This window comes from Clostridium sp. BL-8 (assembly GCF_002006495.1).
In the GTDB taxonomy this organism is placed as follows: Bacteria; Bacillota; Clostridia; order Clostridiales; family Clostridiaceae; genus Clostridium.
In genome coordinates this window covers 64,241-78,574 of the sequence record NZ_LZZL01000001.1, presented here as the reverse complement: position 1 = coordinate 78,574, position 14,334 = coordinate 64,241, and the positions used below count along the sequence as shown (strand labels likewise).

The 14,334-nt window shown below is 28.0% G+C and carries 11 protein-coding genes; 10 read left to right on the top strand and 1 reads right to left on the bottom strand.

Annotated elements, in window-relative coordinates:
• Positions 1-79: 79 nt before the first annotated feature.
• Positions 80-1,978 carry a HAMP domain-containing sensor histidine kinase gene (locus tag CLOBL_RS00345; protein WP_077857163.1) on the top strand — a complete coding sequence of 633 codons (1,899 nt, stop codon included), beginning with the start codon at positions 80-82 and terminating at the stop codon, positions 1,976-1,978.
• A 2-nt stretch (positions 1,979-1,980) separates the two neighbouring features.
• A complete protein-coding gene (locus CLOBL_RS00340) occupies positions 1,981-3,975 on the top strand; it encodes a HAMP domain-containing sensor histidine kinase (RefSeq protein WP_077857162.1) in 1,995 nt (664 codons plus the stop codon).
• Positions 3,976-4,055: 80 nt separating this feature from the next.
• Here CLOBL_RS00340 and CLOBL_RS00335 read toward each other — a convergent pair whose 3' ends face one another.
• Positions 4,056-4,559, bottom strand: a complete 504-nt coding sequence (locus CLOBL_RS00335) for a TspO/MBR family protein (RefSeq protein ID WP_077857161.1) — start codon at positions 4,557-4,559, stop codon at positions 4,056-4,058.
• A gap of 366 nt (positions 4,560-4,925) precedes the next feature.
• Here CLOBL_RS00335 and CLOBL_RS00330 point away from each other — a divergent pair, with 366 nt between their 5' ends.
• The 8 genes from CLOBL_RS00330 (at position 4,926) to CLOBL_RS00295 (ending at position 14,333) form a co-directional block, all read left to right on the top strand.
• Entirely contained in the window at positions 4,926-7,232 is a 2,307-nt protein-coding gene (locus tag CLOBL_RS00330) for an AAA family ATPase (protein WP_077857160.1), read from the top strand.
• Between the two features lie 400 nt (positions 7,233-7,632).
• Entirely contained in the window at positions 7,633-7,968 is a 336-nt protein-coding gene (gene spoIIAA, locus CLOBL_RS00325; RefSeq protein WP_009168655.1) for an anti-sigma F factor antagonist, read from the top strand.
• Between the two features lie 14 nt (positions 7,969-7,982).
• A complete protein-coding gene (gene spoIIAB / locus CLOBL_RS00320) occupies positions 7,983-8,414 on the top strand; it encodes an anti-sigma F factor (RefSeq protein WP_009168656.1) in 432 nt (143 codons plus the stop codon).
• Between the two features lie 10 nt (positions 8,415-8,424).
• The gene (gene sigF, locus CLOBL_RS00315) at positions 8,425-9,180 is read left to right on the top strand and encodes an RNA polymerase sporulation sigma factor SigF (RefSeq protein ID WP_009168657.1); all 756 of its coding nucleotides are present in this window, start codon (positions 8,425-8,427) and stop codon (positions 9,178-9,180) included.
• Positions 9,181-9,554: 374 nt separating this feature from the next.
• On the top strand, positions 9,555-10,004 hold the full coding sequence (spoVAC, locus tag CLOBL_RS00310) for a stage V sporulation protein AC (protein WP_077857178.1): 450 nt from the start codon (positions 9,555-9,557) through the stop codon (positions 10,002-10,004).
• Positions 10,005-10,134: 130 nt separating this feature from the next.
• Entirely contained in the window at positions 10,135-11,154 is a 1,020-nt protein-coding gene (gene spoVAD / locus CLOBL_RS00305) for a stage V sporulation protein AD (RefSeq protein ID WP_077857159.1), read from the top strand.
• A 91-nt stretch (positions 11,155-11,245) separates the two neighbouring features.
• Positions 11,246-11,602: a stage V sporulation protein AE gene (spoVAE, locus tag CLOBL_RS00300; RefSeq protein WP_009168660.1), complete on the top strand. Its 357-nt coding sequence runs from the start codon at positions 11,246-11,248 to the stop codon at positions 11,600-11,602.
• A 208-nt stretch (positions 11,603-11,810) separates the two neighbouring features.
• Positions 11,811-14,333, top strand: coding sequence for a cation-transporting P-type ATPase (locus CLOBL_RS00295; RefSeq protein ID WP_077857158.1), 2,523 nt, complete (start codon positions 11,811-11,813; stop codon positions 14,331-14,333).
• The last annotated feature ends 1 nt before the right edge of the window (position 14,334 follow it).

Here is a 14,334-nt window from a genome sequence, read left to right as displayed (position 1 = left end):
GGAAAATGAAGAAAAAGATAGTAAAAAATGGTATTATAAATATTGGTATATACATTATAAATTTAAGGGGGAGAAGAGTATGGAGACATTAAAGAAATTTCTTATGAATAAATATATGATTGCATATCTGTATATATCTAGCATACTTGCATATTTTATATTAAATTTTGTAGTTAGTGATAAGATGCATATATTATTAATATTTAGAATCTTTTATATAAGCCTAAGTATAGTTATATTTATGTTTTTTAAACAAGTAAGAAAAATTCGTGAGGAATATATTTCTCGAATTGTAATAATATTTTTCTCCTTGATAATTTTTATATGTACATTTGAATTTATAATGGATATTGCTGGAGTTAGCGTTGCAAATGAACATTTTAAAGGAGTAGAATCGAGCAGAGACAGCATGCTTTTAATGGAAAGTTTTGTAGGATACATGCTAAGTGAATACTATTTAAATAAAAGAGAGCTGAAAAGATTATCATATTTTGTATTTAATTTTATTATAATTCTTACTATATTAACTTATTTTAATGATATATTTTTAAATTTCATAGAAAAAGTTTATCCTGCCATTGAAGGCGTATTTTTTATAAAAATAGCTTTAAGTTTAAAAAATGCAGATCCATTAAAGGAATATGGATGGAATATCATTAAAACTTATGTCTTTTATACGGCAGTTATAGTTATGATAAATATATATGACTTTGTTTGCAATGACTCAGATTTACCTTTAATATTAACTGAAGTTATTCATCTAATAAGCTTTAGAATGGCATGGAATATTGTTATATTTCAATTAGTACGAAAACCATATAAAGCCTTGTCAAACTCATTAGGTAAGCAAAATAGTGAATTAGATGAATTAAATTATAGAATATCAGCTAGCAATAAAAGATTAGAAAAATCAATAGATCTTTTGAAAAGTAAAGAATATTTATATTATACATTTTTTAAATTTATGCCACATCCAATTATTATGTTAAATTCAGAAAATGACAGGATTATATTTGTAAATAAACAATTTTTAAAATTTGCTGGTATTCATAAAGAAAGGAATATAATAAACAAACATATAAACAATTATATTGAATTTATAGATGGAAGTCATGATAAGACAGATTATAATGCAATCTTTAATATTGGAAGTGAGAAAAAATACATTGAGGCAAAATATTTATCCAATTATGAAGATTTTACAAAAAAATTATTATTAATTAAGGATAATACAACTAAAGTACAAATTGAAGAAATAAAAAAAGAAGTTGAGAGTAAGAAAATTGATGAGAGTATTAGGAAAGAATTCCTTTCAAGCATAAGCCATGATTTGAAAACTCCTGTGAATGTAATTTATTCAGCAATGCAGGTGGAAAAAATATATATTGAGAAAGCGGATGTATCTTTATTAACGAAATATCATAATATATGTAAACAAAATTGTATCTCACTTATTAAATTAACTAATAATTTAATAGATAATTCTAAAATAAATTCTGATTATCTTATTCCAAGAATAGAGAATATTAACGTAGTAGAAGCTATTGAAGATAACGTAATGTCACTAGTTGACTATGTTAAGCTTAATAATATAGATTTAATTTTTGATACTAATACAGAAGAATGTTATTTAAATATTGATATTGAGTTTATGGATAGAATAATCTTAAATTTAGTTTCAAATGCTGTGAAATTTACTCCAGATGGAGGGAAGATAGAAGTAATAGTAGATGATAGAGGTGAAAAGGTTGAAATTTTAGTAAATGATAATGGGAGCGGAATTGATGAAGAATTCATTAGCAATGCATTTAACAGATATGCAGTAGGTGAAAATTGTAAGTTCAGTCGCAAGAGTGGGACAGGAATTGGTCTTTGTGTAGTAAAACAATTGGTTGAACTACAAAGTGGAAATATAGAAATAAAAAGAAATAAGGATATAGGAACAACTGTAAAAATGGAATTCCCAAAAGGAGAGTAGTAATGGATAATAATGTTTTTCTTTTAGTAAGCAAAATAAGTATAGATAATAGTATGAGAAAGTATATAGTTGGAAGTATATTATTAATTATATCTGTAGTTTTTGTGAAACATTTTGAAATTTATCTGCTATTAGATAATGTTATTACAATAGCAGCAATTGTGGCTTTTATGTATGTTAATATGATAAGAACAAAATTTGTTGATAATACATTTATGAAGGGCTTTGGAATCATGTATTTAATGTTAACTTCAATAATAAGCATAAATTTTATTGGGATTATGTCTGTAGTTGAATTTGTTCCAAAACATTATATATTTCTCTTGAGTAGTATTCAAGCTATCTTTGAGTACTGCATAATAGCAAATGTTCTTAGATTAAAAAATAGTAATTTAATGAGTCTTATAATCTGTATATTTTATACTGTGATAGTTGCAGTATTACTTGCTGCCAGGGAGGATTATAGAGAGACATTTTTAATAAATAGTATTGTTTTAAGTCTATTATTAAGTATAGGTATATGTATAACATCTTTAAAAAATATTTTAGAAATTAAATCTAAGTTTTCAAGTGAAGAAATTACTCAAGTAGTAGTTTATGCAATTTCTATAATGAGCAATTATATAGGGCTGATATCTTTTATTTATGGCTATATTGAAATCACTGAAATTATAATAACTATAAAGACTTTCGCTTTGCTAAGGTTTTACAAGTATATGACAAATGAAATACTTTGTAATTCGTCGGAAGAAATCAATAACAATATAAAAAGAGCAATTAAAACAAAGAAAGAGCTTAATAGTATATTAAAAAGAAGAAATGCAATTTTAAATGATATTAATATTATGCTTAAAAGGAGTGGAGACAAAAATAATAAATTAATAGATTCTATTTATGGAGGGGTATTTTTATTCTATTCCAATAAGCTTCAATATATAAATAAAAGCGCTTCAGAAACTTTAAATATAAGTATAGATGAAATTTTAGGAATTGATTTATGTGATTTTATAAATAAGTATTTTGATATAACTTTAGAGTATATAAAAGAATCACAAAATTATATTCCATGGACAAAGATGCAAGGCTGCAATTTAGATGTAGAAGTATTTTTAATTTCTATAGATAATAATAGTAAAGTTTTATATATTCACGATATAAGTGAAGTAAATGAAAATAGAAAGATAAAAGAGGCGCTTGAAGAATGTTTAGAGGAAGATGAAATTAAAAAAGAATTTTTTGCAAATACTTCTCATGAGCTTAAGACACCTATAAATTTAATATTTTCCGCATTACAAGTTGATCAGATTTATTTAAAGGAAAATAATATGGATGGGGTAAACAAGAATAGGAAGATAATAAAACAAAATTGTCTTAGATTAATAAGGACTATAAATAATTTTATAGATGCTAATAAAATTTCAGAAGGTTACGTAAATCCTGATTGTAGAGTATACAATATAGTAGAACTTGTAGAAAGTGCTACACTAGCATCAAATAAATATATAAGATTAATTGAAAATACTCTGACTTTTGATGCAGATGAAGAAGAAATTTATGTTTATTGTGATAAGGATATGATTACGAGAATTGTACTAAACATACTTTCAAATTCTGTTAAGTATGGAAAAATGGGTGGGAATATAAATGTTAGTGTAAGAAATGATATGGATAATTATGTGGTTATAAAAATTGAAAATGATGGTTTAAAAATTGATAAGGAAACAATTCCATATATATTTGATAAATTCACTAAATTGAATAAAGCTTTCAATAGATTGAAGGAAGGCAGTGGATTAGGTTTATTTTTAGCTAAAGCACTGATTGAGCTTCAAGGTGGAAATATAAAACTTTCATCAGATGAAAGTGGAAATAAATTTATAATTACTATGCTTAGAGTAGCGAATCCAGAATATAAAGAATCAATTGAAGATCACTGGAATATGAATCCATTAGAGGAGAAAGTGGATGTAGAATTTTCTGATATATATATAGAATAACAATATAAATACAGTTAAGAGTTAAGGATGAAATTCAAAGAGAAAGCTCGGGCTTTTCTTCCATAACTCCTAATTGTATTTTACATTTCATTCAGCATCCAGATAAAGAAGTTAAGTACTGCTGCATATATGAGCCAGATTAAGTATGGAAGCATTAATAATGCTGCTTTTTTACCAGCTTTATCATAAAATCTTTTGATTGTTAAGATTACAAATATAATAAGTATAAATAATTCTAAAAAGGCTAAGCCATAAAGTCTGAAGCCAAAAAAGATTATTGTCCATAAAAAATTAAGAAGTAATTGTATTAAATATACAAACATAGCAGAACTCACATCAACAGGTTTAAACTTTTTTATATATACTATATATGAAGCTATTCCAATAAGTATATAGAGAATAGTCCATACAATTGGAAATACAATTGGCGGAGGCGCAAAAAAGGGTTTATTTAAGCCTGTATATATTGAACTCATATTTGGAATTATTAATGATGATATGCCTCCAATCAGAAGAGGAAGTCCTATGGATATAATTAGTGGGATAATTCTAACTTTTCTATTTTTATCGGATTTACCAATCATATATTATATCACCTCGAATTTTAATGGTTCAGATTTTTTCTATTTATAATTAAATATATGTTATTAAAGACAAACTATGAATGTTGATTGAAATTCTTTATTGAAAGACTGCTTTTTATTTTTTTATATAAATAAATATTTCATAAGTTAGGCTTAAATATAGATAGAATTATATGTATGTAATTTCGATTGATCATCAAATAAGCTATATTCATATTCGAATAATATATATTAAAATTTTCGAAAAAAAAATATATCTATTTTGATATCTAAAGAATATTAATATTATATACTATTAATTTAGGGAGGAGTCTGCTTTGAAATATTTTAGTTATATTTAGTTGTAGCTTCAAAGTAGAGCAGAATATGAAGAAAGAATTAACTCCAAGTGAAATTATTTTTTGTGCATCTTGCACAGATACAATTAAAAAAAATAAGAATGATAGAATACCTGAATTAACGCCTACTTTAAATAAAATCAAGAAGAGTTTAACCATTCAAAAAGACGGATACAATATATATTATGTGGATTCATTTTCAAAAGAAAAAATGAAAAAATTAATAGAAAATATCAATGGTGTATATGAAACTCTTCCTCCGCCAAAAGATATTTGCTATGCGACATCTTTAGAGCAACTAAATCCTATTGCTCTATTTTTACCAAATGGTAAAGGTAGTTTACTAAAGGAAATGATTGAAGATATTAAAGAGAAATATCTTGAATGCATAATAAATTTTTATAGTAACTCTTCAGATGATGAGAAGGAAGAGATAATTGAAGAGATAAGTGAAAAAAGAAGTAATTATATAACTAAACTCATGGAATCTGCAAAAACTAAAAATTTTGATGTTAAAGCAACTAGCGGTGGATTTGTTTTCATACCATTAAAGGACGAGGGCAATGAAATGACTGAAAATGAGTATGAAAAGCTAGAATCTACGACTCAGGAAACTATAGAGAATCAAGCAACAAAATTAAAAAAGGAAGCAGAAGGTATTTTAGAAGCATTAAAGGACATTGAGATAAGATCAATTGAAAGACTTAAAAATATTTATAAAGATTTTATTAAAAAGAGTATGCAGAAATATAAAGATGATTTATTATTACAATTTATTTCTCAGGATGATGTTTATAAGTATTTGCTTCAAATGTATGATGATGTAGAGGAAAAAATAATTGAATGTTATACAATAAATCTAGATGAAGATGAGGAATATATAAAAGAAATATTTTCTAAATATGATGTAAATGTAATTGTTGATAATTCTAGCATAGATCATCCAAGAGTCATTTATGAAGATGATCCAACCATTACAAATTTAATCGGAAATATTGAATATAGAAACAGTAATGGAGGGTATATCACGGATGTTTCATTGATTAGTGCAGGCAGTTTGTTAAAGGCTAATGAAGGTTGTTTAATATTAAGATTAAATTCTTTAATAAGCAGTGGGGTAAGTTATTATTATTTAAAAAAGACATTAATCCATGGGAAAGTAAGTTACAATTATACCAGGAATTATCTAGAAATGATTTCTATTGCAGGATTGAAGCCGGAATCTATTCCAATAAACCTAAAAGTGATTTTAATAGGAGATTATGAGAGTTTTAGAATACTTTACGATAATGATGAAGATTTTAAGAGAGTCTTTCCAATTAAAATTGAAGCGGAATCTGAAGTGAAATATAATATAGCTATCAGGAACTCTATTGAATCAATAATTAAAGAAAAAATAAAGAAGGATAATTTATTAGAAATAGCAGATGATGCATTTGATGAAATAATAAAATTCTTATCTAGGATTAGTGGAGAAAAATATAAGATATCAGTAGATGATTATTATATAAATAAGTTATTGTATTTAGGTAATAATAATGCAAAAGAAGCTGGAAGGAAAGTTATAAAGAAACAAGATATAATAGATGTTGCATATGAGGATGAAAAGATTTTAGAAGATATGATGGAAGGGTATAAAAATAAGAAAATTTTAATCACCACAAGCGGAAAAATGGTTGGAGTAATCAATGCTCTTTCAGTAATTGGGAATGGATCGTATAGTTTTGGAAAGCCAATGAGAGTAACATGTTTGTCATACATGGGGGATGGAAGAATAATAGATATTCATAGGGAATGCAAAATGAGTGGAAATATTCATGAAAAATCTATTAGTATACTTCGGGGATTAATAACCAAATTAGTAAGCCCTTATGAAAGGCTTCCGGTAGATCTTCAATTGAGCTTTGAACAAACCTATGGAATGGTTGAAGGTGACAGCGCATCTGTCGCAGAAATTATTTGTATTCTTTCAGCTTTAAGTCAAAAGCCTATAAGACAAAATATTGCGGTGACTGGATCTATAAACCAGTTCGGAGAAATTCAGGCAATTGGAGGCGTTAATGAGAAAGTTGAGGGGTTTCATAGAGTCTGCAGTATAGTAGATAAAATAAATGATAAGGGTGTTTTAATTCCAAGTGCAAATGTAGATGAATTAATATTAAGAAGTGAAGTTGAAGAAGATATTAGAAAAAAGAAATTTCACATTTATACAATGGAAACTTTAGATGATGCTATTGAATTATTAATGTTAAGTGAAGGGGAAACTGTAAAAAGTTTTTATAAAGAAATAGAAAATGAAATGCTAAAATATAAGAGTGGGAAAAAGAAGAAATAGTTTAAAGCATGTTTAGATAGGAAATTCAAAAAGAAGTTATTAGAAATATAAAATTAATATAGTCTTTTGATTAGATATATATGATAAAAAATAGATGAAAGAGAGATATCCCAGTATGAATTCAAAGTTTGTGCAGGGATATTTTTAATGTAAAAATAGAAAAAAATGTAAAAAATGTTTGACGTTGAATAAAACAGTATGCTAAAATATGGTAAAAGGGAAAATGGAAAATGGATATGAGAAGGAGGTGAAGGGAGGATATCTCTTATTATATAGGTTCACATAATATTATAGGAAGTTACAATGATAAGTAGTTTATTTTTCATTGAGCATACCAATAAATGATATTATTTTGAATATTATAAGTTTAAAGTGTTAGTATGAGATATTCTTAAATAATATGTATTTGAAATTTGAAAAGCATGGAAATGCTTTAATAGTTATTCTTAGCGGCGAATTAGATCATAATAGCGCTGAAGAAGTTAGAGTTAGGATAGATGATAGGATTGATAGAGATAATATAGATAAAGTTATTTTAAATTTTTCAGAGGTTACCTTCATGGATAGTTCTGGAATAGGAGCCGTTCTTGGAAGATATAAAAAAATATCTAATAAGGGTGGAAAACTCTGCATTGCAGAACCAAATAAAAACGTTAATAGGATATTTGAACTTGCAGGTTTATATAAAATTATTAAAAATTATAATACTGTAGATGAAGCAGTAAGGTGCATTTAGATGGAGGGGTTATCATGGCTGACAATAAAATGAGCATAGAATTTGTAAGCAAATCTCAAAATGAGGGTTTTGCAAGAGTTGCGGTTGCGGCTTTTGTTGCTCAATTAGATCCAACAATTGACGAAATCAATGATGTTAAAACAGCAGTATCAGAAGCGGTTACTAATTCTATAATACATGGATATGAAAATAGAGAAGATGGAATTATTAAAATCGAAGCAGAGACTAATGAGAATGAAGTAACCATAGCAATTACTGATAAAGGAATTGGCATTGATGATGTAAAGCAGGCTATGGAACCACTATATACATCAAGACCGGATTTAGAAAGATCAGGCATGGGATTTACTGTAATGGAAACATTTATGGATGAGTTAGAAGTAGAGAGTAAAAAGGGAACTGGTACAAAGGTGGTAATTAAGAAGAAATTCAACATGGTAAGTTAGGTGAAATAATATGGACAAAGAGGATTTAAGTAGAGAGGATTATAATTATAATAAGAATCCTGAGTTATTAATTTTAGCAAGAAATGGTGATGCCGATGCAATGAATAAATTAATCGAGATGAATCTGCCATTAGTATCATCCATAAGCAAAAAGTTTTTAAATAGGGGATATGACTATGAAGATATATTTCAAATTGGATCAATTGGACTTGTAAAAGCTATAAATAATTTTGATTTAACTTATAATGTTAAATTTTCAACTTATGCAGTTCCTATGATTATAGGAGAAATTAAAAGATTTTTAAGAGATGACGGAATGATAAAAGTAAGCCGTAATGTTAAAAGTCTGGCACGAAAGGTACATTTTTATAAAGAAATTTTAACTAAAAAGCTTAAAAGATCGCCAACGATAGAGGAACTTGCGGAATATGCCAATGTTGATAAAGAAGAGATTTTATTTGCAATAGAATCTTCTAATAGTTTACAGTATTTGTATGATACAATACATCAAGATGATGGAGCACCAGTGCTTTTAATAGATAAACTAAGTGAGAAAAGCATAGATGATGGGAATCTCATTGAGAGGATAGCGCTGAAGGAGGCACTTAGAAGCTTAGATAGCAAAGCAAGACAAATTATAATGCTGCGCTATTTTAAAGACAAAACCCAAGTTCAAGTGGCTAAAATGCTTGGAATAAGCCAGGTTCAAGTATCAAGAATCGAAAAGAAAGTCTTATCTGAAATGAAAAAGAAATTAGAAGAATAAATTCACATTTACAAGACTTAAGCCTAGCGGCTAGTCAAGATTACAATAAAAAGTTAAACAAATGCAAGCTTCTTTTGTATTTAAATTGTTTTTTATGGTGTATTAGCAGGCAGTCTAGCTTCAGCTCGAATTTAGACTGCCTGTTTTTAGCATGAGTATCAATAATTTATTCTCTAATAGCTATAAATTAGAATCTAGAAGACGTATATTTCAAAAATTAATTTTTTACTTTTTGAAAAATCAGCGGCTTTTTCTTTATCAACTGTAAACTGAGATAACTGTGGGAAAAAATAACACGATTAATTTTTATGATTGCGCAAATGCTAGATATATAGATAAAAAGGAGGCTGATCATTTTGAATATTAATGAAACTATGAAAGAAGAAAAAGTTAAGCAAAAGTTTCAAACTATGGCAGCTGAAGCTACACCAAAATCTAAAATAATTACAGATTGTTTAAAAGCATTTTTAGTTGGTGGGTTAATTTGCGATGTAGGTCAGTTTATTTATAATACAGCAGCAGGATTTGGATTTCCAGAGGAGCAAGTGATGAACATTGTCCCAATAATAATGATATTTTTAGGAGCACTACTCACAGGAACAGGTGTATATTCAAAATTGGCAAATTTTGGAGGAGCGGGTACAGTCGTTCCAATAACAGGCTTTTCAAATGCAGTAGTGTCACCAGCTATAGAGTTTAAGAAGGAGGGCTTTATATTTGGAGTTGCGGCTAAAATGTTTACTATTGCGGGTCCTGTATTAGTATATGGAATTGGAAGCTCTGTGATTGTAGGGATAATCTATTACATAATTACATTATTTTGAAAATGGTTAAAAATGTTTTTAGACAAATATTTTTTGAGAAAAATTAAAGACTTTTCAAGATCAACTGTAAATCGCCCACAAGATACCTAAAGGGCATAAACTGTAACTGATTGAAGGAGTGGTGTTTAATATGCAAATTCATAATAAAAAGATAGGTGGTCAGACAGTAAAATTGGATAATCCACCAAAGATAATAGCAGCACATTCAATAGTAGGACCTAAGGAAGGTGAAGGACCTTTATGTAGTTACTTCGACGAAATATTAAATGATGACACTTTAGGAGAAGAGAGCTTTGAGAAGGCAGAAAGTCAAATGATGTTTACAGCTATATCAGAAGCTTTAAAAAAAGCAAATTTAAAGGAAACAGATATAGATTATTTATTCTCTGGAGATTTATTAAATCAAATAATATCGTCAAGTTTTGCAGCTAGAGAATTTAGTATTCCTTTTTTTGGATTGTATGGAGCATGTTCTACTATGTCAGAATCATTGAGCTTAGCGTCGATAATAATGGATGGCGGCTTTGCTAAATACGTGGTTGCAACGACTTCTTCTCACTTTAGTTCAGCTGAAAGACAATTTAGATTTCCACTTGAATATGGATCACAAAGGCCACAGACATCACAATGGACAGTAACCGGCTCAGGAGCAGTAGTTCTTGGACATGAAGGAAATTATCCTGAAGTAACCTATGTAACAACTGGGAAAGTAAAAGATTATGGTCAAAAGGATGCAAATAATATGGGAGCAGCTATGGCACCAGCTGCTGTTGATACAATCGCAAGTCATTTTAAGGATACAGGAAGAAAACCCGAGGATTACGATATTATAGCAACAGGAGATTTGGGTGTAATAGGAAGAGAGCTTGCAGATAAGTTAATACAGGAATTTGGGTATGATATTAGAAAACAACATATAGACTGTGGGGAAATTATATTTGATAATGAAAAACAAAATACTAAGTCTGGCGGAAGCGGATGTGGATGTTCAGCGGTTGTATTTACCGGATATTTATATAAAAGGCTTATAAAGAAGGAAATTAAGAAAGTATTACTAGTTTCAACAGGTGCACTTATGAGTACGACATCATCACTTCAAGGAGAAACTATTCCAGGAATAGCTCATGCGGTTGCTATTGAAATGAATTAAGCATATAAAAAAGCAATTATCTTATAGATGTTTATTAATATAATTATTAAATTTTTAGAAAATATTTTATTAGAAAGGAATGAAAATTTATATGAATTATATAAGTGCATTTATAGTTGGCGGAATTATCTGTGTTATAGGACAAATACTTATAGATACTACTAAATTAACACCAGGAAGAATATTAGTAGTATTTGTGGTTATGGGAGTTGTTGTAGGAGCTTTTGGGTGGTACGATAAATTAATAAACATTGGCGGTGCAGGTGCTACAGTTCCTCTTCCGAGTTTTGGAAATGCATTAGCTAAAGCAGCAATAAAAGATGTAAAAGAAACTGGACTTATAGGTGCTTTCACAGGGGGAATAAAAGGAGCTGCCGGCGGGATAACAGCATCAATATTTTTTGGTTATTTAATGGCACTTATATTTAACCCAAAAACAAAAAAATAGTATTATATATATAGTATATATTTCATGAAAGTGTTAAGAAAAGATAAAAATATATCGAAAAATAAATAAAGTGATACTAATATTTTGCCTTTTAATGTATAAGAACGTATAATTATACTATATATGAATATTTACATATAAAATGATAAATATAGTATAATAATTTAGGGATATATAATGAAGTGAGTTAGAATGGTGGGGGTTGTTATTGGAAAAGTATTGTAATAGTTCTTGGGCTGAAATAGTCGAATTATTAAATAGTAATATTCAACAGGGGATTAGCGAAAATGATTGTGAAGCTTTGAGATCCAAGTACGGTACAAATAAAATTGATTTACCTAGTGGAAATAAACTTTACAAACATATATTTAATGGATTAAAGCAAAAATCTATGATTGTATACATATTGATTGCAATAATTTTATTTGTATTAAAAAGTTATTTACTTGGAGGACTGGTAACATTATCGGTAATATTAAATTTAATAATGCTTATAATTCATACTAGTAAAAGAGATAAGGAAATTGATGCTTTAGAGAGATTAAATTCAGCAGATGTAGTCGTCATTAGGGATGGCGTACAAAGAGTTGTCAAGTCTGAGGAACTAGTAATTGGAGATATAATTAAATTCGATGTTAATTCTGTTATTCAGGCAGATTTGAGAATTATAAGTGCTAATGATTTAAAAGTAGATGAAAAGAGCATAACTGGAGAAGCTTTTTATAAAGAGAAATTTGAAACAAAAATAATAGGAACTATTTCTTCACTTGCTGAGATGAAAAATATATTGTTTAAGGGTTCTGCAATAAAGTCAGGAAGCGGGCTTGGAATAGTTATTTCTGTTGGGAATTCTACTCAATTAGGAAGAATGCTTGCTATGCTTACATATGCAAGCAACAGAAAACATAATTTTGGGAAGATGATAGCTAAGTTTTTAGAGAAATATTTATTAACATATTTTATAGGAACTGTCCTTATAGGTTTATATTTTATACATTCAGGACAGGATGCTAAAGGAAATTACATATCTATAGCATTATTTGCACTTGGATTTTTCCCAGTTACGATAATTGCTAAGTTCGTTTTAAAGAATGTAGTTAAGAATTTTTCAAATGAAAATATTGAGATAATTAATTTTTCAGTATTTAATTTGGTTAAGGACATAAATATTTTATTTTTGGATAAGGTTGGAGCAATAAGTAAAAAGGAAATGATAGTAAAAAAGTTATTTCTTAATAATACTTTAGTATCAACTAATGATCCGTATGTAAAAGAGATAACTTTTGATAGAATAGTTGAGATATCGTTAATATGTAATAATGCAATTTATAATATAGATGTTGAAACTGGCGGAAAAGGTGAATTAGATGAACTTGCTTTTTTAGATTATGCTGCTAAAAAGAAAATATATAAAGCTTCTATTGATAGCAAGAACCAAAAGGTTTTGGAAATACCTATGGATTCTGATAAGAGATTTCTAACTGTTGTATCCAGAGTTAACAAGAGATATAGAGCTAATACCAGAGGAAATGTTGATGCGGTTTTAGATCAATGTACTTACATTATGATTGAAGGTGTAGAAAAAGAACTTACAGAGGAATATAAGTCTAGGATAAAAGAAATAGATATGAGTTTATCTATTGAAGGTCTTATAACTCAAGGCTTTGCCTACAGAAATTTTAATTATGAGCCATCTAGGTCGGAAAATATAGAAAGTCACATGGTTTTTGTAGGAATAATAGGACTTGAAAATCCGCTTGAGGAAAGCCTTGAAGAAAGTATAAATCGAATTAAAGATAAAGCGATAGTTCCAATTCTCTTCACTGAGGAAAGTAAATTAAGTGCTATAACAAATGCAAAAAAAGCTAATATAATAAGAAATAAAAACCAAGTAGTAGCGGGTATAGAGTTAGACTCTTTAAATCAACAAGAGCTTAAGGATCTCCTTTGCAGAGTAAGAGTATTTTGTAGGGTGAATCCTGAAATTAAGTCTAAAATAGTTTCGTTATTCATTAGAGATGGCCATAGTGTTGCGACTACAGGAGAAACTTTAGGCGATTTACCAGCTCTTAATTTATCAAATGTGGGAATAGGAAAAGGAAAAGCGTCTTCAATAGTTAAAAAAGTAGCTGATGTGTATATTCAAGAGAATTATCTAGATGGTTTTTTCAAAATAAGAGATTTCTCTAAGTCTTTTGCTAGAAATATAGATAGAGGTTTCAAAATATATTTTATGACTATTTTTGCAGAACTTTTAGTTCTAGTAGGAAGTTTGATAATGGGACAAACAGCGGATTTAAATTTATGGAATGTTTTGATTATAAATGGAATTTTATTTATCCCGTTATCTCTAATGATATTATTAAAAGATGGACGAGAAATTAGTACTAATGAAATGATATTTAGAGGATTAGTATTAAGTATAATAACGATGATTTCTATTTATAGAGTTGATGATAAAGAAGGAGCAATAGTACCTTTGGTTATTTTGTCTATAGGAGTTCTACTGTTTACATTTTTTAATGGAAGTATTTCTATAAGAAGAAAGTCTCATGAACTTATTATGGGATTAATAGCATTATTAATAATAATTATAGGCTCAGCTAGCATTATTTTGATTAATAATTTCATTCCAAGAAATATAATTTTCTTAGAATTAGGAGTTTCAATAATATTTTTGATTATTTTTGAAATTTTAGCTAGAAAGTGGCAAAACTCACTAATGAGGTGAG